Below are 25,904 nucleotides of genomic sequence, written 5' to 3'. Positions count from 1 at the left end.
GCCATGCTGGTAAAACGCAGATCAAAAGATGCATCCCGCAGCGGTCTTGCCGCTTTTGCGCAGAATGTGGCGGCCAAACCCGTTGACCGTCGTAGTTTTCTAAGAACCTCTGGCCTTGCCGTCGGGGGGCTTGCCGCATTCGGCGCTATCGGTGCCACGACCGTGCAGCGTGCCGAAGCCGGCATGATGGATTTCAGCCAACCGGTCGAAGTCAAAACCAACATTTGCACCCACTGCTCGGTTGGCTGCACGGTGAAAGCCGAAGTTCAGAACGGCGTCTGGGTTGGACAGGAACCCGCATGGGATAGTCCGATCAACCGCGGCACCCATTGCGCCAAAGGTGCATCGGTGCGCGAGCTGGTTCATGGGGACCGCCGCCTGAAATATCCGATGAAGAAAGAAAACGGCGAGTGGGTCCGTGTCTCTTGGGAACAAGCGATCGACGAAATCGGCGACAAGATGCTGGATATTCGCGAAAAGAACGGGGCTGACAGCGCGTATTTGCTGGGCTCTGCAAAGTTCTCAAACGAAGGGGCGTACCTGTTCCGCAAGTTCGCGGCGTTCTGGGGCACCAATAACGTCGATCACCAAGCGCGCATTTGTCACTCAACCACAGTGGCCGGTGTTGCGAACACTTGGGGCTATGGCGCGATGACCAATAGCTACAATGACATCCGCAATTCCAAGACCATCATTTTCATGGGCTCCAACGCGGCTGAGGCGCACCCTGTGTCTTTGCAGCATATCCTGACAGGCAAGGAAACGAACCGCGCCAATGTCATCGTCATTGATCCGCGTTTCACACGCACAGCAGCCCATGCAACGGATTACATCCGTATGCGCCCCGGCACAGATATCGCGATTATCTGGGGGATCATGTGGCACATCTTTGAAAACGACTGGCAGGATCAGGAATATATCGACCAGCGCGTCTGGGGCATGGATCAGATCCGCGAAGCTGTGAAAGCGTATCCGCCTGAGGTGGTCGAGCGGATCAGCGGCATTTCCGGACCTGAACTGCGCCGTGTTGCCGAAACCTTTGCAACGCAAGGTCCTGCGACTTTCATCTGGTGCATGGGTGGCACGCAGCACACTGTTGGTACAGCCAACGTGCGGACCTATTGCAACCTGCTGCTGGCGACCGGAAACGTGGGCTCGAACGGGTCTGGTGCGAATATCTTCCGTGGTCACTGCAACGTGCAGGGTGCAACGGACTTTGGTCTCGATATCGGGTCATTGCCTTGTTATTACGGCCTGTCCGAAGGCGGCTGGCGCCACTGGTCGCGCGTTTGGGACGTCCCTTACGAATATCTGCAAGCGCGTTTTGACGAAGTACCCGCAAAGGGTGGCCGCGACGCACGTGACCGCCAAGCCAATATGCAAATGGCAGGTATCCCCTCGACACGCTGGTTCGATGCAGCAACGCTTGATGCCGACGACGTCGATCAGCGCGACAATATCAAAGCGATGATCGTCTTTGGTCACGGTGGTAATACTGTACCACGTATGGGCGACAGTCTTAAGGGGATGAACGCTCTTGATCTTTTGGTCGTTGCTGACCCACATCCGACTACTTTTGCGGCCTTGCATGACCGCCCTGACAACACGTACCTGCTGCCGATCTCAACGCAGTTTGAATGTGATGGTAGCCGGACAGCCTCGAACCGGTCCGTGCAGTGGGGCGAAAAAGTTGTTGAGCCGATCTTTGAAAGCGACAACGATTATGCGGTAATTTACCGCTTGTCTGAGAAGCTTGGCTTCGCTGATGAGATGTTCAAACCATACGATATGGTGCAGGGCAAATTCTCGATGGAGCCGACAGCGGAATCGATCCTGCGCGAGATTAACCGTGGTGGCTGGTCCACTGGCTACACCGGTCAAAGCCCAGAGCGGATCAAGGCGCATATGGCCAATCAGGACAAGTTTGACCTTGTCACGCTACGCGCACCTGCTGACGCAGAAGAAGTTGGGGGCGATTTCTATGGTCTGCCTTGGCCATGTTGGGGCACGCCAGAGTTTGGACATCCCGGCACCCATATCCTGTATAATCCAAACGTCGCCGTGAAAGACGGTGGTGGCGGGTTCCGTCCGCGCTTTGGTCTGGACCGCGAAGGTGAAACACTGCTTGCCGAGGGCAGCTATCCCGTTGGATCCGAGATTGAGGATGGCTATCCGCAGTTCACCTACGGCATCCTGCAATCCCTTGGCTGGGACACCGATCTGACCGCGGACGAGTTGGCAACAATCCAGCGCATCGGCAACAATGATCCCGAAGCGATGGCAAAGGTCAGCTGGTCACTTGATCTGTCAGGTGGCATTCAACGCGTTGCGATTGAGCATGGTTGTGTGCCCTTCGGCAACGGCAAGGCCCGCGCAGTTGCGTGGAACCTGCCTGATCCGATCCCGGTGCACCGCGAACCGATCTATTCGCCGCGTCCTGATCTGGTGGCCGACTATCCAACACGCGAAGATGGACGTCAGTTCCGCGTTCCGAACATTGGCCATACACTTCAGGCCTCTGCGGTTGATCGCAACCTTGCCGACAGCTTCCCCATCGTGCTGACCTCTGGTCGTTTGGTGGAATACGAAGGTGGCGGCGAAGAGACCCGTTCAAATCCATGGCTTGCGGAATTGCAGCAAGACATGTTCGTGGAAATCAACCCAACGGATGCGGCGGCACGCGGCATCACCGATGGTGGTTGGGTTTGGGTCAATGGCCCTGAAAACGACAGCAAAGCACGGGTCAAAGCACTTGTGACCGAACGCGTCGCGTCCGGGGTGGCCTTTATGCCATTCCACTTTGCAGGTTGGTTCCAAGGCGAAGACCAGCGGGGCAACTACCCTGCGGGCACAGACCCGATTGTTTTGGGCGAAAGCGTCAACACGGTCACATCCTACGGATATGACCCGGTAACTGGCATGCATGAAGGCAAGGTCACACTTTGCCAGATTTCAGCGGCATAAGGGAGGACAGATAATATGGCACGAATGAAATTCCTTTGCGACGCGGACCGCTGCATCGAATGCAACGCCTGTGTGACAGCCTGCAAAAACGAGCACGAGGTGCCCTGGGGTATCAACCGTCGTCGGGTTGTGACGATCAATGATGGTTTGCCGGGTGAACGTTCCGTTTCGATGGCTTGCATGCATTGCACTGACGCGCCTTGCGCTGCGGTTTGCCCGGTGGACTGCTTTTATACAACCGACGACGCGGTTGTTCTGCATTCCAAGGATACTTGCATCGGCTGCGGGTATTGCTTCTACGCCTGTCCGTTTGGCGCGCCGCAATACCCCAAAGTCGGTAACTTCGGCACACGCGGCAAGATGGACAAATGCACCTATTGTGCAGGTGGACCAGAGGCCGACATGACCGAAGCGGAATACGTCAAATACGGGTCAAACCGTTTGGCGGAAGGGAAACTACCGCTTTGCGCCGAGATGTGTTCAACCAAGTCATTGCTTGCTGGTGACGGTGATATCATCGCCGAGATTTACAAAGAACGTGTTGTGACGCGGGGCTATGGCTCTGGCGCATGGGGCTGGCGCACCGCTTATGGCGATGCGATCACAGTGTAAGCAGGAGACAGGAATATGAATATGAAAACTCTTGCGCAGCGTTTTGTGGCTGTTCTTGGCGTTGTCGCGATGCTTGGTGTCGCCGGCATGGCGTTCACACCTGCGGCACAGGCCCAACAGATCAACCCCACGGCCGAGTCCGTCACCGAAGATGCGCTGCTTCAGGCACTGCAAGAAGGTGACAAAATCGAAGGGCGGGTCTCCATTCCCGATGACCTGTCCAGTGGTTTGATCAAACCCGGCAACGCGTCCTGGGCCAGTACACATACGGGCACAGTGCGGTTTCTGACAATCGCTGCGGTCGTCGGTGCCGTTGTTGTTCTGGCGCTGTTCTACATGATCCGCGGTCGCATTATGATCGACGGCAAAATGTCCGGCATCCGTATCCTGCGATTTACAGCTATTGAGCGCTTTGCCCATTGGTTGATGGCGGGATCGTTCATCGTTCTTGCGCTGACGGGTCTGAACCTTGTCTTGGGGCGCACGATGATTTTGCCTTGGCTTGGCGAAGGCGCATTTTCAACGATCACAGTTTGGGGAAAGGTCGCGCATAACTATGTGGGCTGGGCGTTCATGCTGGGCTTGATCCTGTCGTTCCTTGTCTGGGTGGCCCATAACATCCCCAATAAGGTCGATGCCGAATGGGTTGCACAGGGTGGCGGGCTTTTCAAGAAGGGCGTCCACCCGCCCGCCAAAAAGTTCAACGCCGGTCAAAAGGTCATCTTCTGGGCCACGACTTTGGGCGGTGCCGCACTGTCTTTCACTGGCTTTATGATGCTTTTCCCTGTGTTGGCAGGCACGCAAGCGGACTGGCAGTTCTACCAGTTGATCCACGGCATTGTTGCCGCAGGTCTGTCCTTTGTGATCATCGCCCACATCTATATCGGTTCAATCGGTATGGAAGGTGCATTTGACGCAATGGGATCGGGTGAAGTGGACCTGAACTGGGCCAAGGAGCACCATTCGCTTTGGGTTGAAGAAGTGCAGGGCAAAGCGGACCCGGCGGATCCACCCGCCAAAGGCACGCAACCCGCAGAATAGTCTATTGCAGCGACCGGCACTGGAAATCAGTTTCGGTCGCTTCTATTCTTTTAGTGTTCTACCAGCCAAATGTGACCTGACAGAAAGCCCAAATACATGGCCGATGATCCGATCCTGCTGGCGGCCCGCACGGCGCTTTCTGAATTTCAAATGCCGGATGGCACGCCGTTTCTAGATGCGTCACAGGTTACTGGCCCAGTTGTTTCGAACGGGCGCATCAGCGTATCCATTTCAACAACAGCAAAGGCTGCAGCCTCGCTTGCCGATATCCGGTCCAAAGCGGAAGCTGCCCTGCGCCGGATACCCGGTGCACAGAGCGCCTTTGTAACCCTGACAAACGACGCACCTGAGGCGCCTGTCCTGACAGCACCCCAAGCCGCAAAGCCTGTTTTGCCAGACGTCCGCCACGTTGTTGCCGTGGCATCCGGCAAAGGCGGCGTTGGCAAATCAACCACGGCTGTGAACCTTGCGTTAGGCTTGCGGGCAAATGGCCTGAAGGTCGGCATTCTGGACGCCGATATTCATGGCCCATCCATCCCAACACTTCTGGCCCTGCACGGCCAGCCGCGCATGGGCAAAGACAGACGACTGATACCGATGCAGTCCAACGGTATTTCGGCCATGTCGATGGGGCTGATGGTCGATGCGGAAACGGCGATGGTTTGGCGGGGCCCCATGGTCATGTCTGCCATTACGCAGATGTTGTCTGATGTGGATTGGGGCGCGCTGGACGTGCTGATCGTCGATATGCCGCCCGGCACGGGTGATGCCCAGTTGGCAATCGCGCAAGGCACAACGCTGTCGGGGGCGGTGATCGTTTCAACACCGCAGGATCTGGCCCTGATTGATGCCCGTCGCGGGATCGCAATGTTCCAAAAGGTCGATGTGCCCATCCTTGGATTGATCGAAAACATGGCGCATTTCACGTGCACCGAATGCGGCAAAGAACACGCTCTTTTCGGCACTGGCGGCGCGAAAGCTGAAGCCGAACGCCTGTCGGTCACGTTTTTGGGGGCGGTGCCCCTGACCATGGATTTACGCGCCGCATCCGATAGTGGACAACCGATTGTCGCCCGCGACCCCGAAGGCCCGCTGGGCCGCCTTTATATCGACATGGCACGTGCGCTATGGGCCAACTTGACAGCGTCGTCCATGACCACTCAAACTCATAAGAAACTTCAAGGAGCCTGACTGATGAAATCCTTCCTTCTCGCCTGTGTCGTCATTATTGGCGTCGCGTTTGTTGCAGCCAACGTGTTGAACAGCACCTACCAGACCGATAGTACCGCCGCTTTCACAACCGAAGGTGCGCGGCTCTCACCCGGTGAGCAAAACCTGATCACGAACTAAGCCGCCGTGGGGCAACGTGCGCGGGTCTGGTTCACATCGCTGCTCAGTGTGATGGCGGTCGGCGCTGGCCCTGTGATCGCACAGGATTTGCGCGGACATGGTGGCCCGGTTCGCGCGCTGGCAACGGACGATGCAGGCCGCATCTATTCGGGGTCATTCGATACACGGGCGATTGTCTGGGACGGCACATTTGCGACCCAAATTACCCGGCATCACGAAGGGGCAGTGACCGCTGTTTTGCCATTGAGCGAAGGGCGGTTCGCATCCGGTGGCCAAGATGGCCGTGTCGTCATCTGGGGGGACGGTCCTGAACCTTTGCAATCAGAAATCTGGCATCCGCTTCCGGTCGGTGCCATGGCCGCTTTGGGTGATGGGCTGGCGACGGCGGGATGGGACGGACAGATCGCACTGTGGTCCGGGACGGGTGCACCACGCTATATCAACGCCCATGACGGGCAGATTACCGGGCTGATCGCTTTTCGCGATGGCTTGGCCAGTGTGGGTGCTGATCTGAGGCTTCGGTTTTGGCAAAGCGATGGAACGACCGGGGGCGAGGTAAGCTTGCCGGCGCCGGCATCAGCAATGGCAACAGATGGGACGGCCCTTTTCCTCGCCTCGCCTGATGGCGCATTGCGTCGGGTCACTGTTGACCCACCAATCGCCCAAGTCAGTTTGTCAAAGCGACCCCTTTTGTCGGTTGCGGCGGGCGACGGCTTTGTCGCGGTCGGCGCAACAACAGGCGAGGTCTGGCTAATCGACCCCGATACATTGGATGTGCAGGTGGCGATCGAGACCGGACAAGGGCCGATATGGGCCTTGGCAATTGCACAGGGTGTGCTTTTTACAGGGGGCAATGATGGCTTGATCCGCCGCTGGTCGTTGGATGGTATTGCCTTGGGGACAGGCAACGGACCGCCGGACCCCACGTTGACCAACCCGCGCGGGGCCGAGGTGTTTCGCGCCTGTGCCGTCTGCCATACGCTGACCCCGGATGATGGCGCACGTGCCGGGCCAACCTTGCATGGTGTTTTCGGTCGTCCGATTGCGACGGCAGAGGGGTACGAATACTCTGACGCACTTAAGCAACTTGATATCGTGTGGACGGCGCAAACCATTTCTGAGCTTTTTGAGTTTGGCCCAGACGCCTATACTCCGGGCAGCCGCATGCCTGAACAGCGGGTGCCCAGTGCGCAAGACCGCGCTGCGCTGATTGAATTTCTGGAAATGGTCACCCGTTAGACCGGATGACCCATCACAAAGGAGACCGCCCCATGAGCGACGATTTCAACATGTCGATGCGCAAATTTCTAAAACAGGTTGGTGTGACCTCGCAGCAGGCCATCGAAGAGGCATTGCGCGCTGCGGGGCCGGAAAAGACTGCTGGGAAAAGCTTTCAGGCCACTATGGTGTTGCGGATTGAGGGGCTTGATCTGGAACATCGTATTGAAGGTACGATCACAGACGGCACGGACTAATTCGCGACCGCACTGTGCACAAAAAGCGGCTGACCATCAAAAGTGTAGCTTTCGATGGCAGCTTTGCCGCGTGGCCCGGCCAGCCATTCCTCTAGCCTTGCAACGGCATCAGCGTTCACATGCGAGTGGCGGGAAGGGTTGATCGGTAAAAGCGCATAAGGGTTGAACAGCGCAGGATCACCCGAAAAAAGCAGCACTAGATCGCCCTTGTTTCCAAACGTCAGCCATGTCGGGCGATCCGACAGAATATAGGCATTCAGACCGCTCGCGGTGTTCAGCGCGGCGCCCATGCCGGACCCGACCGATTGATACGATGTGCCCAGATCATCAGGCGCAATCCCGGCCTTGTCCCATAGCGACAGCTCCATTTTGTGGGTTCCGCTGTCATCCCCACGAGAGACAAAAACAGCATCAGCCCTATCAATGCGTTGCAGCGCTTCGATCGCAGTTGTCGCATCCGCAATGGCAGCAGGATCGGCGGACGGTCCGACAAGGACAAAGTCATTATACATGATTTCGCGTCGGTGCGTGGCGTGACCTGCGGCGACGAATGCGTCCTCAGCGGCGCGGGAATGGACCAGCACGGCATCGACATCGCCTGCGGCACCCAAGGTCAAGGCCTGCCCTGTTCCCACCACCAAAAGCTGAAGATCAAGATCCAGTTCGTCTTTGATCGGCGGCAGTAAGACGTCCGCAAGCCCGGAATTCTCAAACGACGTTGTGACCGCCATGCGCACCGTTTCGGCATGGGCCAGCATTGGAAACAGGACCGCCAAAACGCATGAAATGAACCTCAGTGTCATCAAGTTTACTCCACGATTTGACCATTTAGAAAAGCCTTCGCTTCGGCGGTTTGCGGATCGGCAAAAAACGACTCTGCGGCCCCTTGTTCGCGAACGCAGCCATTGAGCATGAACAGTAGATCATCCGCAAGACGCTTCGCTTGACCTAGATCATGGGTTGCCATCACGATCCGCGTGCCTTGTTGGCGCACATCGTTCAGTATCACCTCGATCTCTTTTGTGGCGCGCCCGTCCAGATTGGCGCACGGCTCATCCAGAAACAGGACTTGCGGCTGCCGGATCAGGGCACGCGCCATGGCGAGCTTTTGCTTTTCGCCTCCAGATAGCACACCTGCGGGGCAGTCAAGCAGATGACCCAGCCCCACGCGCGTGGCGTATTCCTTGGCCTTTTCGCGCGCGGTCGGGCGGGCAACACCCATCACAATCAGCGCATAGGAAATGCTATCGGTGACGCTGCGGCGCATCATGGTGGGGGTCTGGAAAACATAAGCCTGATGCGACCGCGCTTCATTATCCGGACAGGCCCAATTGATCGTACCGCTGGCCGGTCGTTCCAGCCCATGCATCAGCCGCAACAGCGACGTCTTACCAGACCCATTCGGACCCAGCACAATCGTAAGACCCTGCGAACCCAGATCAAGATTGATCGGTCCAATCAGTTGAACACCGCGTCGCTTCACGCATGCCCCTGCAATGCGCAATGGAAAGATACTGGCTACCAAAGGTTTGACCTTTCGGTGCGGGACAAAGAATGGATCAAGAGATTGAGGATAATGGCGAGCGTGATCAACACAAAGCCAAGCCCAAGAGCCAGCGAAAAGTTGCCCTTACCGGTTTCCAATGCAATGGCGGTGGTCAGGACGCGTGTGACATTGTCGATATTGCCACCAACAATCATGATGGCGCCAACTTCGCCAATTGCACGCCCAAATCCGGCAAGGCATGCGGTCAAAAGCGCGCGCCGCCCGTCCCATAGAAGCGTCGCAATACGCTGACGCTTGGTTGTATTCAACGAGATCAGGAGGTCGTGATACTCTGACCACAAATCACGCAGCGCCTGATGCGCCACAGACGCGATCAAAGGTGTCACAATGATAACCTGCGCGATAATCATCGCGGTTGGCGTAAAAAGAAGGCCAAGCACGCCAAAAGGACCAGAGCGACTGAGCATCACATAGACAATCAGCCCAACGACAACCGGCGGCAGCCCCATCAATGCGTTCAACACAGCAATAACGTAACGACGTGCCCAAAACCGCGTGACTGCAAGCCAGGCGCCCAATGGCAGCGCAATGGCTGCCGCGATCACAACGGCGGTCACTGTTACCTGAAGCGATCTTAGCGTGATGTCGACCAGTTCAGGGTCCAACGTTGCAACGCGGTAAATGGCTTCGGCAAGTCCTTGAGAAAGATCATTCATCAACGAGGTCTTCTTTGTGCAACGCAGTGGACATGTTGTGACATCAATACGGGGGGCAGTCCATGCGCGGCGCACGGTTTATCAGCCCGCGAAAACTCTCAAATGTTGCTGCGACAGGCCGGTTACCCCAGCCTCTTGATGCACAATTTGAATGCGTCAGCGGATGTCTGCGATCATGAACGGGTGCACAGCGCGATTGCCTGCAATTTGCCGCGCCCGATCCGCTCAGGCCCGCCCTGCCGTCGCTGACAGCAAAAGCGGATCGACACCAAGCGAGTTCAGTGCTGCCGTCCATTTGCCCGCATTATCCGGTCCGAACAGAATCTCATCAGAGGGCGCGCAAGTCAGCCAGCCGTTTTGGCCAATTTCGTATTCCAACTGCCCCGGGCCCCAGCCCGCATAGCCCAGCGCCATCATCGACACAGATGGTCCTTCGCCCTTTGCGAGATCCTCCAGCACATCCAATGTAGCGGTCATCCGGTAGTCATCATCCACGTCAAGCGTGCCATTGTCCGAGGCATAGTCATTCGAGTGCAGCACGAAACCGCGCTGGCTATCGACTGGCCCACCGAAATGGACCCGCACATCGCGCGCACCGGGAGCTGCCTGTATATCCATCTGCCCTAGCAGTTTGGCGAACCTGATCTCGGGCTGCGGCTTGTTCACGATCAAGCCCATGCCCCCCTCTTCCGAGTGGGCGCACATGTAGATCACAGTGTTTGCAAAGCGCGGATCGGACATCTCGGGCATTGCAATCAACAGTTTCCCGACAAGGGTCGAATCTGAAACGTTCATACCCTTAAGATGTGTAACCACCGCCTGCGACGCAAGCACCTTCATTGCAAAGACTATCGCAATCGTGACTTCCCATTGCAGCCTTGATGAATAAGTAAGAAAGCATGCGCAAGAAGCTGCTGATCCCTCTCGCCCTCATGGCTGCCCCGACCCTTATGGTCGCGCAGTCCTATGATGATTTGGCGCAAGTTGAAGTTCTCACCGGCTGGCGCACCGCGTCCGGCGAACACATTGCGGCCGTCAGGGTCACGCTGGCCCCCGGCTGGATCACCTACTGGCGCGCACCCGGCGACGCAGGCATCCCGCCGCAGTTCGCATTCTCAAGCGACAGCAATATCACCAGCGTCACGCCGCATTGGCCGGTGCCAGAGGTCTTTGACGATGCTGGCCTGCAGTCCATTGGCTATTACGACAGCGTCGTCTTTCCACTGACCATCGACGCGACCGGCGTCAGCGGCGATATCCCCGTTTCTGGTGAATTGACCATCGGTGTCTGCGAAGAGATTTGCATTCCCGTGACCTTCAATTTTGACACGCTCTTGCCGGCGGTTGGGGCTGCCGATGGCACGATTGCCGCCGCACTCGCCGATGATCCGCTAACACGCGCCGAGGCGGGCGTCGGAGCCGTGACCTGCGCCATTGACCCGATCAGTGACGGGCTGCGCATGACCACATCCATTGATGTGGCCCAGTCAGGTGCGTCTGAATATGTGGTGATAGAACCCAGCGATCCGCGCATTTGGGTGTCTCAGGCGGATGTGACCCGCGAAGGTGCAACACTGACAGCCACCGTCGAGATGGTCCATCCAAGCGGCGCGCCTTTCGCCTTTGACCGGTCCGGCGTGCGGATTACCGTGTTGGGCAATGACGGCCACGCGATTGATCTGCGCGGTTGCACTGCGGGTTAACCGCGCGCGCGGCGCACCCCTTGGTTCAATAGTGCCGCAACATAGATCGCCACCAGCAGCACCATAAGCCCCCCGACAAACACGCCAAAGGCCGCACCAACGCCAGCATTCAGCAAGGGCAGCACAGCCGCGACCCCGGCCATAGGTGCACCGGTCAGTAAGATGGGTGCAACCGTTACCGCAAAAAGGGCCAGCGCCCCCAGCGCCCCGATTCCTGCCGGGATGAACATCGCCGCGCGGCGTCCGCGCAAAGCCCGCTTGGCTGATTGAACCTGCCGATATACATCCGCCTGCATCGCCATGACGGATGGGACAACCAACAAGACCAACACCATGCCAAAGGCCAGACCGAAGACAAGCGTCACAACGGTCGGCTTCAAGAACTCGGCCTGATTAGACCCTTCATAAAGCAGCGGCGTCAGCCCAAGCACTGTCGTCAGGGTCGTCAGCATCACCGGGCGCAACCGGTCCACCGTGCCGTCGATAATCGCAGGCACCAGCCCGCGATCCTGCGCGTATTCGTCCACCGTTGTCACCAGCACGATGCTGTCGTTGATGATGATCCCCACCATCCCGATCAGACCCACAACCGTGAACATGCTCATCGGAATGCCCCAGACGTAGTGCCCGAATATCGTCCCAACCAGCGCAAAGGGAATGATCGACATCACCACAACAGGCCGGGTCCAACTGCTGAATATCCAAGATAGTGTGAGGTAGATGCCCAAAAGAACGAGAATCAGCCCGGTCCGCGCATCATTCAGGAAACGCTGCTCTTGCTCGCTTTGACCCGATAGCTGCGTTTCGATCGCGAAGTCGCTTTCAATGCGTGGCAGAATATCATCATTGATGATATTCTGAATTTCCGTGGCCCTTGCCGCATCCTCACCGTCCAGATCACCAATGACCGAGATCAACTGGATCCCATTCTCGCGGCGCACGGTCGAGAACCCGGTGCGGCTTTGAACCGTCACCACATCAGCAAGCGGGACATAGATGCCGTCAGGCGTGCGTATCTGAGTGCGATCCAGAAAATCGGCTGAAAGCTCGCTTGCAGGCAATTCAACACGGATCGTCGCAGAACGCGCGCCATCGGGGAAACTTGCCGCTTCGATCCCGCCAAGACGATTGCGCAGAACGCGCCCCAGCCCGTCAATACCCAAGCCCAGCGCATCGCCTTGCGGTGTCAGTTCAAGGATCAACTCTTGCTTGTCATAAGCGAGCGTATCTTCCAGCCCGGAAATCTCGGGGAATTGCGCGAGCTCCGTTTTCAGCGCCTCAGCCGCAGCTTTCAGCGTTTCGCTATCAGCCCCGAACATCTGCACATCAAGACTATCGGCACCGGGGCCAGAGCCCCAACGACGGAAGCTTACAGTCTCGGCCATTGGATGCTGCACAACGCTTTCCTGAAGCGCCGCGACAAAGGCAAAGCTGGTATAGGGGCGGCTGTCGGCGTCAATCAGCTCGATCGTGATCGACCCAAGCTGATCGGCGTCCTTGGTATCGGACCCCGCAATCGCGCGGCCCGAATTGCCACCAACCTCGGCGACAACAAATTTCAGCGGGTTGATACCATGCTCTGCCTCATACTCTGCGCCCAAGGCCTCTGCCGCGCGCTGCATCTCGCGCATCATTTCCAGCGTGTCATCGCGTGTGGCACCGGGCAACATGGCAAAGTTACCCGTCACCTGGCTTTGTTCGGGCGCGTTAAAGAAACGCCAGTTCACGTCACCTTTGATAAACAGGGACACCTGACTAGCCAGTAAAACCAATGCCATCGCCACGACCGGATAGCGTGCCTTGATCACCAGCCCCATAAATGGGCGAAACAGTGTTTCCTTGAACCAGTCAAAGCCACGGTTCACGGTGCGCGATGGCCAGTCATACCAATGCTCTTTCGCGGAATGGGCAATCGCGTGCGACAGGTGGTTGGGCAGGATCAGGAAGCATTCAATCAGACTGGCGGTCAGCACGACAATGACCGTGAATGGAATATCCGAAATCAGGTCACCAAACCGCCCACCAATGATCACCAGACCAAAGAACGCAATAATGGTCGTGATTGTCGCCGAGAACACGGGGCTGAACATCCGCTTTGCCGCGCGTTCCGCCGCAACGGTCGGGTCTTCACCCAATTGGCGGACCCTGAAATCAGCGTGTTCGCCCACCACAATCGCATCGTCCACCACGATGCCCAGCGTGATGATCAATGCAAAAAGAGAGATCATATTGATCGTGATCCCCACCGCATACATCAGCGCAATCGCGGCAAGCATCGCCACCGGGATGCCAAAGGCAACCCAGAACGCGGTGCGCGCATTCAGGAACAGGAAAAGCAGCGCGACAACCAGCAGCAGACCCGTCAGCCCGTTATCAAGCAGGATGTTCAGACGCCCCTCGATCAGTTCGGCGCGTCCGTTGGTCAGCGCAATCGTGACACCCGCAGGGAGTGAGGCGGTAAGCTCTTCGGCGACACGTTCAACGGTTTCCTGCATCCCGATCGCATCACCTTGGGCGGATCGCTGCACGCGCACCTTGATCGCTGGGTTTTCGCCTACAAAATATGCACGCTCCCGGTCCGTCCCCTCGACCCGCACTGTCGCCACATCAGCAATCGTCAGCTTGGACCCATCAGGGTTTGAGCGCAGGACAATCGCCCCGATTTCTTCCGCACTCCGCTTGGCGACACCCGTCCGCACGCGGGCATTGGCCGATACGTCACCGGCGGGATCGGCTTGCGCCTCTTCTGCGATCCGGGCCGAAATGTCGGACAACCCAATGTCATATTGGATCAACGACAGCGCTGGCACCTCAACAATCGTTGAGGGTGCCGCGACGCCTTGCACGATTACGCGGGTGACGCCTTGGGCAAACAATCGCGTCGAAAACTCATCCGCAAAGCGCCCGAGTTGGTCGACAGCAACCGGCCCCGTGATCACAACGTCCGTTACACGGTCAGACCAGCCGCCGCGCCGCACCGTCGGTTCTTCTGCGTCCTCAGGCAGGCTTGTCGTGCTATCGACGGCTAATTGTACATCTTCGGCGGCACGGTCGATGTCATAGCCGGGATCGAATTCAATGCGGATGGATGCACGGCCTTCGACAGATGTCGCCGAAGATGACGTCACCCCCTCAACACCTAATAAAACAGGCTCCAACACTTGCACGATGGCCGCATCGACATCCTCTGCCCCGGCCCCATCCCACACCACCGAAACGGTCAGGTCATCAACAACCACATCAGGGAAAAATTGCGCCCGCATGTTGGGAAAGGCGAACAAGCCTGCCGTCAGCATCAACACCAGCAGAAGGTTCGCCGCCGTTCGGTGCCGCGTGAAATAGGACAGGATACCGCCTGCGCCTGCGTTCAGCCTGTCACCGCCGGTCACCATCAGCTGCCCATCCGGGCTTCTAGGCGGGTCACCGTTTCCGAGGACACCTGCTCTTCTTCCAGCTGCCCGATGATGCGGGCTTTCACCTCTTCGGGCATCCGGCCATCGGTGACAAATGCAATCAGCTTTGCGCGTCGGTCCGCATCCAAAGTGATCATTTCCGGTTCAGGCTCTGGCTCAACTCCGCCGGGACGGATGGGACGTACCTTGATGCCTGCGCCCAGCAAGGGCGAGCGTTCCGCAACAATCTCGGCCCCGGCATTGTCCCCAAAGGCGATAATCACATCGTCACCCTGACGGCGTAGCAAGGTCACATCTACCGGGCTAAGGCGGTCCTCTTCGCCGACAACCAACACAGTCTGATCTGCCGCCACGGCCGTGGCTGGCACCAAGGCGACGTCATTCAACGCAGGCTCATTGATCCGCACGGTCACAAAATCACCCGGACGGAAACCGGGTGCCGCCTCAAGCCGGGCAAAAAGCAAACGCCCGGTTTGTCCTGCACCCACCGTGGCCCCTTCGCGCGTGATCTGGCCTTCGGCACGCAAATTGACGCCTGAGACGTCCAATGTCACAGCAACGGGCGCGTGGGTCAGCGCACCCGTTTCATCCAATAGCCGCGCATATTGCGAGGTGGAAACGCGAAACGATACCTCAAGCTGGGTCGGGTCAACCAATTGGGCAATGCGTTCATTGGCCGTCACACGACCGCCGGGGCTGACGACTACATCGGCCAGCGTGCCGTCGAAAGCTGCAAAAATCTCAGTATCGGCCACAACGCGTTCCGCCTCTGCGACGCTGATCTCGGCGCGGGCAAGGCTGGTTCTGGCCTGATCAATCCTTGCCTGCGCCGATGCAAGCGCTTGTCTGCTGGACAGAACAGCCCCTTGCGCAGACGATACCGCAAGTTCGGCTGTTTCAACCGCAGCCGCCGTGCCAACACCACGGGTTTCAAGATCACGCGCGCGGGTCAGGGCCTGTTCGCGCAATGTGACCTGCGCGCGGGCTGCTGTCAGTTCATCCTCGGCGAGCGTCAGCGCGCGTTCGGCATCACGCACCTCGGCCTGTGCATCCTGTAGATCAGCGCGGACACGACCCAAAGCGGCTTCAGCCTCAACCGGGTTGATCCGCAGCAGAAGTTGACCCGCCTCAACGCGTCCGCCCTCGACCAAAGCATCGCTGGCAGACAACACAGTACCACCCGTCGCACTGCGCAGATCCAATGTCCGTCGGCTGCGCAATTCACCAAAAACGGTCAGTTCCGGCACAATCGTCTGCGGTTCCAAGGTGACCACATTCACCGCCAAAACACGCTCGCGCTGCGGGAAGCTACGGGGTTCCTCGTTCATGCGCGCCTCAACGGCACCGCGCACCATATTCCCGGCCCATGCGATCAGGGCCAGCGTGACCGCCAGCAAGAAAATACCTGTAAGGCTACGACGTAGAAAACGCATCAAAAATATCCTTGGCCTGCCCTTATGAAGTAGGCGAACGCTGCCCGCTTTCCAGTGATACGCACGGGTACGTTATTTACGGCGCAAATGTTCGTCCAACCGCGGCATGATTTCCACAAAATTACAGGGGCGGTGGCGATAATCGAGCTGTTTGAGCAGGATCTCATCCCAGGCATCCTTGCAGGCTCCCGGCGACCCGGGCAGCGCGAAAAGATAAGTTCCCTGCGCCACACCTGCGGTCGCACGGCTTTGGACCGCGCTGGTCCCGATCTTTTGCATGCTGACAATGGTGAAGATCGTGCCAAAGGCGTCGATCTCTTTCTCATAAACATCGCGATGCGCCTCGACCGTCACATCACGGCCGGTGAGCCCCGTGCCACCTGTCGAAATGATCACATCAACAGCATCATCCGCACACCAAGCGCGTAGTTGCTCAGCAATCTGATCCCGCTCATCCGCGATGATCTTGCGATCTGCAAGCGCATGACCCGCCGCTGCAATCCGGTCGACCAAAGTCTGACCGGACTTATCATCCGCCATCTGGCGTGTGTCGCTGACAGTCAGCACCGCAATACGGACCGGCACAAAATCCATGGTTTCATCAATACGGCTCATTGCGACCTCACAAACAAGGATGGGCGACGGGCAAACGAGGTTGCGACAACATCCGGTTCACTTCCGCTTCGCCTTCGATTGAAAACAGGCGATCTGCCAGATTAGTTACAAGATCAAGGTTCGAACAGAATGGGCGTGCACCTTCAATCTGCGATTCCATCAACCCATAGTAACGCAGATAAACCAAACCCGTGGGGGTCGGCTGCGGCAGGTTTTCGGCATAGAAGCTGACCGCCTGTCCCAGATACGCTTCGTGTTTGGCAGACTGTTCCTCTGGCAGCGAGACATCACAGGCCGCATGCGCGCTTTCGATGGTTGCCAGAATGCTGACAAAACAACCAACAGCGCCCAACCCACTTTCGTCGATGCCAGTGTATTCGCGTATCTCTGCGGGGTCTTGGATCAAGGTCACGTCATCAAGGCGCAGTATATTTCGGGTTTCCGAGACCGGCTCAACATCCGCCGCATGTTGTTCAAACAGCGCGCCGTAGTCGATCAGATCCAAAGGGTCAGCCGTCAAAGGCGCAGCCCAAAATGCCACAACAATCGCAATTCGTTTCATCAAAAACCTTTCTCAGCCACGCAACCGCGCGTTCAATTCGAGCAAATCCGCCCAAGCCTCGCGCTTGGCAATCGGATTGCGCAACAGGTACGCAGGGTGGAACATCGGCAAGCAGGGCTTGCCCAGGACTTCAACCCAATTACCCCGCATACGCGTGATCCCGGTGCGGCCCAGCAAAGCCTGACATGGCGTATTGCCCATCAGCACGATGATCTCTGGATCAGCTAGCGCAATATGCCGCTCCAAAAACGGCAACATCATCGCGATTTCATCCTTGTCCGGCGTACGGTTTGATGGCGGACGCCATGGTAGAACATTGGTAATGTAGACACTACGCGCCGCGTCGTCCGCAGCACGGCCCATCTGGATCGCCTCAAGCATCCTGTCCAGCAACTGCCCTGCGCGCCCGACAAAAGGCCGCCCCGCGCGGTCCTCTTCGCGCCCCGGTGCTTCGCCGATAATCATCACACGCGCCGCCGGGTTGCCATCACAGAACACAAAACTGCGGGCACCCTGTTTCAGATCACAATGCTCAAACGCCTGCATTGCCGCGGACAAGGCACCCAAATCAGAGGCTGTCTGTGCGGCAGTCCGCGCCAGCACGACCGCATCAACCTCAGGTTTCGCCACTGGAACAGGAACTGCCGCGGGCTTCTCAGGCGTGACCGCCTTCGGCGCTGGCTTGGCCGCCTCTAAACCATAGCGATCCACAGGCACATCCAGAATAGCATCTGTTGCCCCCAGTTCGACCTGCCACTCCAACAGCGCGCGGTCGGTCCAATATGTCTCGCTCGAATCCATCGCGTCCACGTTATGACGGATTGGCGGGGATGTGCAGTGCTTGTGGCATTGATGCAGGCATCGCACCCGCATATAAGAGCGCGAACCGCAGGTAAGAGGCTTCCATGATATTTCGCGCCAAGCATCTTTTGGGCATCGAACCTCTGCACCCGACAGAGATTACGGCGCTTCTAGACCTTGCTGACAGCTACGCCGAGCATAACCGGCGTGGGGTCGCCCACCGCGATGTGCTGGCGGGGCTGACGCAGATCAACATGTTCTTTGAAAACTCCACCCGCACGCAGGCCAGTTTTGAACTCGCGGGCAAGCGGCTGGGAGCGGATGTGATGAACATGGGGATGCAGGCGTCATCTATCAAAAAGGGCGAAACGCTGATTGATACGGCTTTGACGCTAAACGCCATGCGGCCTGATCTGTTGGTTGTGCGGCACCCGCATTCCGGTGCTGTCGATCTGCTGGCGCAAAAGGTGAACTGCGCTGTGCTGAACGCAGGCGACGGCAGGCATGAACACCCGACCCAAGCGCTGCTGGATGCACTCACAATCCGCCGCGCCAAGGGCCGCTTGCACCGCCTGTCCATCGCCATCTGCGGGGACATTGCACACAGCCGGGTGGCCCGATCCAACATCATGCTTCTGGGCAAGATGGAAAACCGTATCCGCCTGATCGCACCGCCGACCCTGATGCCATCGGGCGTGGCAGATTTCGGTGTTGAGGTGTTCGAAAACATGGAAGAAGGCCTGAAAGACGTTGACGTCGTGATGATGCTTCGCTTGCAAAAAGAACGCATGGACGGCGGGTTCATCCCGTCTGAGCGCGAGTATTTCCACCGTTACGGGCTGGACGCTGCGAAACTGGCCCATGCCAAACCCGATGCCATCGTTATGCACCCCGGCCCGATGAACCGCGGGGTTGAGATCGACGGGACGATTGCAGACGACATCAACAGATCCGTCATTCAGGAACAGGTCGAAATGGGCGTTGCCGTCCGTATGGCCGCGATGGACCTGCTGGCGCAGAACCTGCGCGCCAGCCGCAGCCCGCAAGAGGTGATGGTGTGAGCGAGACTTTCCAGATCAAAGCCACCGAACGCGGTGTCATCCGCATTTTCATGGCCAATCTAACGACTGAACAGGCGGCCAGCTTCACACAAAGCCCCGACGAAGACACCCCCGCCCCGATCAATCGGGCGTTGGGTGTCACCTATCTCGACAGTGACTTTGTTGAGCTTTTTCCACTGAGCAACCTCGAAGGTGTTGGTCTTGCGGGCTACCTGACCGACGGCTTGGGCGTCGCGGCAGAGGACGTCAAACCACATGCATCACGGTTGAACGCGATGAGTGGGCAGGTCTTGATCGTGCTGTCGTCGGCCTTTGGCGGGTTCGAGACGACGATCACCCCGACTGCCCCACTGAAATGGATTGGTACTTACACCGAAGAGGGTGCGAGTGTGAAATTCGAACCGCTCCCCTCAGACAGTGCGAAAGGCCTGGCCGAAGCACCCACTGGCAAACCGCCCAAATCAGATGCGCGCGTCGGTGGGATGATCGCGATGTACGCTTTGATTGCCATGTTTGCCTTTGTCGGTCTTATCATTTGGATCAGTGGATAGTCATGACACACCTCGCATACTCACACCCGGGATCATGCCTATGACCGCAACTTTCTTTGCCAACGCCCGCCTGATTGATCCGGTGGCGCTGACGGATGGGCCAGGCGGTATCCTGATCGCAGACGGGGTGATCAAAGAAGTGTTCGAGGCAGGCGCAACCCCGCCCAAATCGGCCAATGTGATCGACTGCGGCGGGAGGTGTTTGGCACCGGGGATCATCGACATCGGTGTCAAGGTCTCTGAACCCGGCGAGCGGCACAAGGAAAGCTTCCGCTCCGCCGGCCGCGCCGCTGCCGCCGGTGGCGTGACCACAATCGTCACCCGGCCCGACACACTGCCCGCTATCGACACGCCCGAAACGCTGGAATTCGTCGAACGGCGCGCGCAAGAGGATGCGCCGGTTCATGTCTTGCCCATGGCTGCCCTGACCAAAGGCCGCGATGGACGCGAAATGACTGAGATCGGGTTTCTGCAGGACGCAGGTGCCGTGGCCTTCACCGATTGCGACCGGGTCGTGACCAACACCAAGGTCTTCAGCCGCGCGCTGACCTACGCCCGATCTTTGGACGCATTGGTCATCGGACATGTGCAGGAACCGGGGCTGTCCGAAGGGGCCGCGGTCACATCTGGAAAATTCGCCTCCCTGCGTGGCCTGCCCGGTGTCAGCCCAATGGCCGAACGCATGGGGCTGGACCGCGATATCAGTCTGCTGGAGATGACCGGCGCGCGCTATCATGTGGACCAGATCACAACAGCCCGCGCCCTGCCTGCGCTGGAACGGGCCAAGCGCAATGGCTTGAAAATCACCGCGGGCGTCGGTGTGCATCACCTGACGCTGAATGAACTTGATGTGGCCGACTACCGCACGTTCTTTAAGCTGAAGCCGCCCTTGCGTAGCGAGGAAGACCGCGTCGCAGTGGTGCAAGCCGTTGCTGAAGGGCTGATCGACATCATCAGTTCCATGCACACGCCGCAAGACGAAGAAAGTAAGCGTTTGCCTTATGAGGAAGCCGCCAGCGGTGCTGTCGGCTTGGAGACCCTGCTGCCCGCCGCCCTGCGTCTTTACCATGCCGAAATGATCGACCTGCCCCGCCTGTTCCGCGCGATGTCACTGAACCCTGCGCATCTGTTGGGGCTATCGGCGGGACGTTTGCTGCCCGAAGCACCCGCCGACCTGATCCTGTTTGATCCGGATGCGCCGTTTCAACTGGACCGGACGACGATGCTATCAAAATCCAAGAACACGCCCTTCGACGGGGCACGCATGCAGGGCCGCGTTATCGGCACTTGGGTCAACGGTAACCGCGTCTGGGAGAGCCTATAATGCCACCTGCTGAAAGTATCACATCCGTTCTCGTGCTTTGGGGCGTCATCGGGTATCTGCTGGGGTCCATTCCAAGCGGGATGATCCTTGCCAAAGTCATGAACCTCGGGAACCTACGCGAGATTGGATCAGGCAATATCGGGGCCACAAATGTCTTGCGGACGGGTAACAAAAAAGCTGCGGCACTGACGTTATTATTCGATGCTGCCAAAGGTGCCATAGTGGTGCTGGCAGCGCGGTTGTTGGCTGCAGAGGATGCTGCCCAAGTCGGCGCATTGATGGCGTTTCTGGGCCACTGCTTTCCGGTTTGGTTACGCTTTAGAGGCGGCAAAGGTGTTGCCACCTACTTTGGCATTCTTCTGGCGGTATCATGGCCGATGGGGCTGGCGGCTTGCGTTATCTGGCTGGTGACAGCAGCAGTGTCGCGGTATTCATCGCTGGCGGCTTTGCTGACAGCGGGATGGATGCCGGTTGTCGTAGGTTTTACGGATCGCGGTGAAATGTTCGTGTTGACCGCGACGCTGTGCCTTTTGGTCTACGCACGCCACATCAGCAATATTCAGCGGCTGCGCAAAGGCAATGAGACCAAGATCGGCGCGAAAAAAGCGGAATCTGAGGCCTAAGCCTCCAGATAGGCAGTGATAGCCGCCGCCATACCCTGATCCCAAACCATCCGCAGGGACGCCGTGAATGCATCAGCGAAACGCGGATCATCGGCCAGATCGCCATAGTATTGGCGCTGTTCCAGCCACGCATTCGGCGTCTCTTTCGCAGCAATAGCTGCCGCCTGCAGATCATCCCAAAACGGATCATTCGGCGCGATGATGCTACCATCTTCGCGGGTGCCCGCACACATGCGCGCCCATGCAGCCTCGGCCAAGGCAAGCCCCGCAATCGGTGTGCCCGCGGCCAGACCGTCCCGGATCGACGGGATAAGAAAGCCGGGGTGGCGGGATGCGCCATCAAAGGCCACGCGGCGCGTGGTATCGACAATGCGCGCGTTGGCAAAGCGGCCCTTGATCAGATCAACGTAGGCCGCAGGTGCCATGCCCGGCACAGCGCGGACATGCGGCAGAATTTCGTGGCGGGCAACCCGATCAAAGAAGCCCGCAATCTGATCATGCGCCATACAGCCCGCAATCGTCTCAATCGACAAAAGCTCGCCCGCATTGGCAAGTATCTGGTGACCGCCGTTTAGCATACGGATCTTCATCGCCTCAAAGTCGTGCACATCGTCGGTGAAGGTCGCACCGACCTTGTCCCAGTCAGGACGGCCTGCGCAAAAACTGTCTTCGATCACCCATTGGCGAAAGTTTTCATGGGTCACGGGCGAGGCGTCATCAATCCCCAGCGAGCGCACCAGTTCAAGCTCATTCGGGCCGGTGGCCGGAACGATGCAATCAACCATCGAATTGGGGAAACTACAGGTTTTATTGATCCAGTCAGCGAGCCCCGGATCGGACAAGCGCGCGAGGGACACGACCGTCTGGCGCAGGATGTCACCATTACCTTGCAGGTTGTCACAGCTCATGCAGGTGAATGGGCCGGCCTGAGCGTCGCGTCTGGCCTTAAGGGCCGCAATCATCGCGCCGAATGCGGTTTTGGGGCTCTGCGGGTTTACGGCGTCATGGGTGATCTCGGGATCGGCGGCGTCAAATCCCTTGGTGGCGGGGTCCAGAAAATAGCCGCCCTCGGTCACTGTCAGCGCGACAATACGAATGGCCGGATCAGCCATCGCAGTGATCAAGGCCGCGTTGTCTGGCTGAACGGGCGCAAAGCCGATCATCGGACCAATCACTTCTGCTGTCGTGTCGGTGGGATCAAGTTCAATCAGCGTCGTCAGATAGTCCTGCCCCGCCAAACGTTCCTGTTGTGCGGCATCACCGGGGCGCACGCCTGCGCCCACAATAGCCCAGTCATGTGCCAGACCCATCTGCATGAGGCGATGCAGATACCACGCCTGATGGGCGCGGTGAAAATTGCCCAAACCGATATGCACAATACCCGGCGTTAATGCCGCGCGGTCATAGGTCGGACGCCCTACGCTTTCCGGCAGATTTGGCAGCGACGCATCACTTAACTTCATTTGCCTACTCCCCTGCATCGCAACAGTCATCAGCTCATCCAGTTCCCGCCATCGACATTGTAGGTTTGCGCGACGATATACGCAGCGTCATCGCTGGCGAGAAAGACAGCCATGCCGGTCAGATCATCCGCAGTGCCCATCCGTCCAAAGGGGACGGCTGCGCCGACTTCTTTCTTTTTCTGTCCTGGTGCTTTGCCTTCGTATTTGGCAAAAAACGCATCCACACCGTCCCAATGTTCGCCATCCACAACACCGGGAGCGATGGCGTTCACGTTGATGCCGTGCTGGATCAGATTCAGGCCTGCGGATTGGGTCAAGCTGATGACGGCTGCCTTGGAAGCACAGTAGACCGCGACAAGGCTCTCGCCCCGCCGTCCAGCCTGACTTGCCATATTGATGATCCGGCCTTTGATGCCGCGCTCGATCATGTGTTTTGCGACGGCTTGCATCGTGAACAAGGTGCCCGCCACGTTGATGTCGAAGACGCGTTGGAAATCGGCCGTCGTAATGTCAACAATAGGGGCCGCGCTGAAGATCGCGGCGTTATTGATCAGGATGTCGATCTGGCCCAAGGTGGCAATGGCCTCGGCCACGCCCGCGTCGATGCTGGCCTGATCCGATACGTCCATTTGCACAGCAACTGCGCTCACGCCGATCTCTGCGGCAGCCGCCTGCGCGCGCACGATATCAATATCCGCGATGGCCACCCGCGCCCCTTCGGCAACGTAGGCCTGCGCAAAGGCCAACCCGATACCGCGGGCCGCCCCTGTAATCAGTGCGGTCTTGCCATGCAGTCGCATCAGCCGATCCGCAGACCTTGCGCGTCGAACTTGTGCAACTCATCCATACGTGGGTTCAGGTGGATGGCGTCACCATGTGTCAGGTTCACATCACCAATCGCGCGCACGGTCAGAGTTTCGGCCAAACCAGTGTTATGGATGTGGAAGAACGTATCAGAGCCCAAATGCTCGGCCACGCCAACAGTACCTGTCCATGTGCCGCCACTTTCGACCACATCAATATGCTCGGGCCGGACACCGATGGTTGCTGCATCGTGCTTGGCCGCTTCTTCGCCTGAAATCAGGTTCATTTTGGGTGAACCAATAAAACCCGCGACAAAGGTATTGCGCGGCGTGCGGTAAAGCTCAAGCGGGGACCCCACCTGCTCAATCACGCCCGCCTGCAAAACAACGATCTTGTCAGCCATCGTCATCGCTTCGACCTGATCGTGGGTCACATAGATCATGGTTGTGTCGAGCTTCTTATGCAGCTCGGAGATTTCCATCCGCATACCGACACGCAGGGCCGCATCAAGGTTGGACAGCGGTTCGTCAAAGAGAAACGCAGATGGTTCACGTACAATCGCACGGCCAATCGCCACACGCTGACGCTGACCACCGGAGAGTTGACCAGGTTTGCGGTCGATGTAGTCGGCGAGGTTCAGCACTGCTGCCGCAGCATCCACACGCTTGTCGATTTGGGCTTGGTCCATTTTGGCCATCCGCAATGGGAAAGCGATGTTCTTGCGCACCGACATATGCGGATAAAGCGCATAGGACTGGAACACCATCGCAAGGCCACGTTTGGCGGGCACCAGATCGGTGGCGTCTGTGCCGTCGATCTCAATATGCCCCGTGGTGATATCCTCAAGCCCCGCAATCAAGCGCAGAAGCGTTGATTTACCGCAACCCGAAGGGCCGACGAAGACGGTGAATTCGCCATCCTGGATTGTGAGGTCCAAAGGTGGAATGACCTGCACGTCGCCAAAAGACTTGGTCACCTGTTTAAGTTGGATCTGTCCCATGTGTCAGGTCTTCCTTTTTTGTTGCCCTATCGCGTTGCTGCTTGAGGGCGATTATTTCACCGCGCCAAATGTCAGGCCGCGGACAAGTTGTTTCTGGCTAAACCAGCCAAGGATGAGGATAGGCGCAATCGCCATGGTGGAAGCCGCACTGAGTTTGGCAAAGAACAAACCCTCTGGGCTTGAATAGCTGGCGATGAAGGCCGTGAGAGGTGCTGCGTTGACAGCCGTCAGGTTGAGCGTCCAAAACGCTTCGTTCCACGCAAGGATGAAGTTCAGAAGGAGCGTGGACGCAATGCCGGGGATCGCCATTGGCGTCAGCACATAAATCAGTTCCTGGCGCAGCGTGGCACCGTCCATGCGGGCTGCTTCAAGGATCTCGCCGGGGATTTCCTTGAAGTAGGTGTAAAGCATCCAGACGATAATCGGCAGGTTGATCAGCATCAACACAACAACCAGACCGGCGCGGCTATCAAGCAAACCCAGCTCAATGAAGATCAAGTAGATCGGGTAAAGCACACCGACCGCAGGCAGCATCTTGGTTGAAAGCATCCACAACAAAATGTCTTTGGTCCGTCTGGACGGCACGAAGGCCATCGACCAAGCGGCAGGGATTGCGATGATACAACCAAGGACCGTCGAAAGCCCGGCAATGATGATCGAGTTCCACAGGAAACGCGCGTAATCAGAGCGCTCCATCACAACGCGGTAGTTTTCCAGCGTCCAATCAAAGCCCAGAAAGATGGGCGGTGAGGCAATGGCCTGTGCTTCGGACTTGAAGCTTGTCAGGATGGTCCAAAGGATCGGGAAGAAAATCAGCAGGCCAATCGCCCAAGCGATCGTGGTGTTGAGAAGCTTCCGACGGGGTGTAACAGAACGTGCCATATTC

25 protein-coding genes are annotated in these 25,904 nt (G+C 58.0%); 12 read left to right on the top strand and 13 right to left on the bottom strand.

Translation table 11 applies throughout. From position 1 onward, the window contains the following. Positions 1–3: 3 nt before the first annotated feature. The 7 genes from MWU60_RS10825 to MWU60_RS10795 all read left to right on the top strand — a co-directional run bounded on the left by MWU60_RS10825 (position 4) and on the right by MWU60_RS10795 (position 7,442). Positions 4–2,964 (top strand): formate dehydrogenase subunit alpha, encoded by a 2,961-nt coding sequence (locus tag MWU60_RS10825; RefSeq protein WP_247227311.1) that lies wholly within the window; start codon positions 4–6, stop codon positions 2,962–2,964. 15 nt (positions 2,965–2,979) lie between these two features. Beyond that, the gene (gene fdh3B / locus MWU60_RS10820) at positions 2,980–3,576 is read left to right on the top strand and encodes a formate dehydrogenase FDH3 subunit beta (RefSeq protein WP_247227310.1); all 597 of its coding nucleotides are present in this window, start codon (positions 2,980–2,982) and stop codon (positions 3,574–3,576) included. Positions 3,577–3,591: 15 nt separating this feature from the next. After that, positions 3,592–4,617: a formate dehydrogenase subunit gamma gene (locus MWU60_RS10815; RefSeq protein WP_247227309.1), complete on the top strand. Its 1,026-nt coding sequence runs from the start codon at positions 3,592–3,594 to the stop codon at positions 4,615–4,617. A 96-nt stretch (positions 4,618–4,713) separates the two neighbouring features. Further along, positions 4,714–5,808, top strand: coding sequence for an Mrp/NBP35 family ATP-binding protein (locus MWU60_RS10810; RefSeq protein WP_247227308.1), 1,095 nt, complete (start codon positions 4,714–4,716; stop codon positions 5,806–5,808). 3 nt (positions 5,809–5,811) lie between these two features. Continuing rightward, positions 5,812–5,967, top strand: coding sequence for a hypothetical protein (locus MWU60_RS10805; protein WP_247227307.1), 156 nt, complete (start codon positions 5,812–5,814; stop codon positions 5,965–5,967). Between the two features lie 6 nt (positions 5,968–5,973). Next, positions 5,974–7,206, top strand: coding sequence for a c-type cytochrome (locus tag MWU60_RS19590; RefSeq protein WP_247227306.1), 1,233 nt, complete (start codon positions 5,974–5,976; stop codon positions 7,204–7,206). A gap of 32 nt (positions 7,207–7,238) precedes the next feature. Beyond that, entirely contained in the window at positions 7,239–7,442 is a 204-nt protein-coding gene (locus MWU60_RS10795; RefSeq protein WP_247227305.1) for a DUF6494 family protein, read from the top strand. On the opposite strand, the gene MWU60_RS10790 is transcribed toward MWU60_RS10795, so the two are convergent. From MWU60_RS10790 to MWU60_RS10775, 4 genes are all read right to left on the bottom strand, one after another. Continuing rightward, on the bottom strand, positions 7,439–8,245 hold the full coding sequence (locus MWU60_RS10790) for a substrate-binding domain-containing protein (protein WP_247227304.1): 807 nt from the start codon (positions 8,243–8,245) through the stop codon (positions 7,439–7,441). The two genes, MWU60_RS10795 and MWU60_RS10790, sit on opposite strands and share 4 nt — an antisense overlap. Before the next feature lie 5 nt (positions 8,246–8,250). Further along, positions 8,251–8,925: an ABC transporter ATP-binding protein gene (locus MWU60_RS10785; RefSeq protein WP_247227303.1), complete on the bottom strand. Its 675-nt coding sequence runs from the start codon at positions 8,923–8,925 to the stop codon at positions 8,251–8,253. A 35-nt stretch (positions 8,926–8,960) separates the two neighbouring features. Continuing rightward, positions 8,961–9,665 carry an ABC transporter permease gene (locus MWU60_RS10780; RefSeq protein WP_247227302.1) on the bottom strand — a complete coding sequence of 235 codons (705 nt, stop codon included), beginning with the start codon at positions 9,663–9,665 and terminating at the stop codon, positions 8,961–8,963. A 225-nt stretch (positions 9,666–9,890) separates the two neighbouring features. Next, entirely contained in the window at positions 9,891–10,460 is a 570-nt protein-coding gene (locus tag MWU60_RS10775; protein ID WP_247227301.1) for a YqgE/AlgH family protein, read from the bottom strand. Positions 10,461–10,564: 104 nt separating this feature from the next. Between MWU60_RS10775 and MWU60_RS10770 the strand changes: the two genes are divergently transcribed. After that, positions 10,565–11,368, top strand: a complete 804-nt coding sequence (locus MWU60_RS10770; protein ID WP_247227300.1) for a protein-disulfide reductase DsbD domain-containing protein — start codon at positions 10,565–10,567, stop codon at positions 11,366–11,368. Here MWU60_RS10770 and MWU60_RS10765 read toward each other — a convergent pair. The 5 genes from MWU60_RS10765 to MWU60_RS10745 form a co-directional block, all read right to left on the bottom strand. Then, complete coding sequence (locus MWU60_RS10765; RefSeq protein ID WP_247227299.1) at positions 11,365–14,760, bottom strand: efflux RND transporter permease subunit; 3,396 nt, start codon at positions 14,758–14,760, stop codon at positions 11,365–11,367. The two genes, MWU60_RS10770 and MWU60_RS10765, sit on opposite strands and share 4 nt — an antisense overlap. Then, positions 14,760–16,214: an efflux RND transporter periplasmic adaptor subunit gene (locus MWU60_RS10760; RefSeq protein ID WP_247227298.1), complete on the bottom strand. Its 1,455-nt coding sequence runs from the start codon at positions 16,212–16,214 to the stop codon at positions 14,760–14,762. The genes MWU60_RS10765 and MWU60_RS10760 overlap by 1 nt, the downstream gene beginning before the upstream one ends. A 72-nt stretch (positions 16,215–16,286) precedes the next feature. Continuing rightward, a complete protein-coding gene (gene moaB / locus MWU60_RS10755; protein WP_247227297.1) occupies positions 16,287–16,829 on the bottom strand; it encodes a molybdenum cofactor biosynthesis protein B in 543 nt (180 codons plus the stop codon). A gap of 7 nt (positions 16,830–16,836) precedes the next feature. Next, positions 16,837–17,391 carry a hypothetical protein gene (locus tag MWU60_RS10750; protein ID WP_247227296.1) on the bottom strand — a complete coding sequence of 185 codons (555 nt, stop codon included), beginning with the start codon at positions 17,389–17,391 and terminating at the stop codon, positions 16,837–16,839. A 12-nt stretch (positions 17,392–17,403) separates the two neighbouring features. Then, complete coding sequence (locus tag MWU60_RS10745) at positions 17,404–18,192, bottom strand: uracil-DNA glycosylase (RefSeq protein ID WP_247227295.1); 789 nt, start codon at positions 18,190–18,192, stop codon at positions 17,404–17,406. 104 nt (positions 18,193–18,296) lie between these two features. On the opposite strand from MWU60_RS10745, the gene MWU60_RS10740 reads away from it, so the two are divergent. Genes MWU60_RS10740 through plsY form a run of 4 tightly spaced genes read left to right on the top strand, consistent with a single transcriptional unit; the run spans position 18,297 to position 21,751 of the window. Continuing rightward, complete coding sequence (locus MWU60_RS10740) at positions 18,297–19,253, top strand: aspartate carbamoyltransferase catalytic subunit (protein WP_247227294.1); 957 nt, start codon at positions 18,297–18,299, stop codon at positions 19,251–19,253. Continuing rightward, on the top strand, positions 19,250–19,804 hold the full coding sequence (locus MWU60_RS10735; protein WP_247227293.1) for a hypothetical protein: 555 nt from the start codon (positions 19,250–19,252) through the stop codon (positions 19,802–19,804). Before MWU60_RS10740 ends, MWU60_RS10735 begins: the two co-directional genes overlap by 4 nt. A 40-nt stretch (positions 19,805–19,844) precedes the next feature. After that, positions 19,845–21,128 (top strand): dihydroorotase, encoded by a 1,284-nt coding sequence (gene pyrC, locus MWU60_RS10730; RefSeq protein WP_247227292.1) that lies wholly within the window; start codon positions 19,845–19,847, stop codon positions 21,126–21,128. Next, positions 21,128–21,751: a glycerol-3-phosphate 1-O-acyltransferase PlsY gene (gene plsY, locus MWU60_RS10725; RefSeq protein ID WP_247227291.1), complete on the top strand. Its 624-nt coding sequence runs from the start codon at positions 21,128–21,130 to the stop codon at positions 21,749–21,751. The genes pyrC and plsY overlap by 1 nt, the downstream gene beginning before the upstream one ends. Here the strand turns inward: plsY and MWU60_RS10720 are convergent. Genes MWU60_RS10720 through MWU60_RS10705 form a run of 4 tightly spaced genes read right to left on the bottom strand, consistent with a single transcriptional unit; the run spans position 21,748 to position 25,900 of the window. Then, positions 21,748–23,214, bottom strand: coding sequence for a mannitol dehydrogenase family protein (locus MWU60_RS10720; protein WP_247227290.1), 1,467 nt, complete (start codon positions 23,212–23,214; stop codon positions 21,748–21,750). The two genes, plsY and MWU60_RS10720, sit on opposite strands and share 4 nt — an antisense overlap. Before the next feature lie 29 nt (positions 23,215–23,243). After that, on the bottom strand, positions 23,244–24,017 hold the full coding sequence (locus MWU60_RS10715; RefSeq protein WP_281493283.1) for an L-iditol 2-dehydrogenase: 774 nt from the start codon (positions 24,015–24,017) through the stop codon (positions 23,244–23,246). After that, positions 24,014–25,018, bottom strand: coding sequence for an ABC transporter ATP-binding protein (locus tag MWU60_RS10710; protein WP_247227288.1), 1,005 nt, complete (start codon positions 25,016–25,018; stop codon positions 24,014–24,016). The genes MWU60_RS10715 and MWU60_RS10710 overlap by 4 nt, the downstream gene beginning before the upstream one ends. A 51-nt stretch (positions 25,019–25,069) precedes the next feature. After that, complete coding sequence (locus MWU60_RS10705; protein WP_247227287.1) at positions 25,070–25,900, bottom strand: carbohydrate ABC transporter permease; 831 nt, start codon at positions 25,898–25,900, stop codon at positions 25,070–25,072. Positions 25,901–25,904 lie beyond the last annotated feature (4 nt).

The sequence above is a fragment of the Yoonia sp. F2084L genome (genome assembly GCF_023015625.1).
Taxonomy (GTDB): Bacteria; Pseudomonadota; Alphaproteobacteria; order Rhodobacterales; family Rhodobacteraceae; genus Yoonia.
Note: the sequence above shows the minus strand (reverse complement) of the source record. Positions and strands in the feature narration are given on the sequence as shown.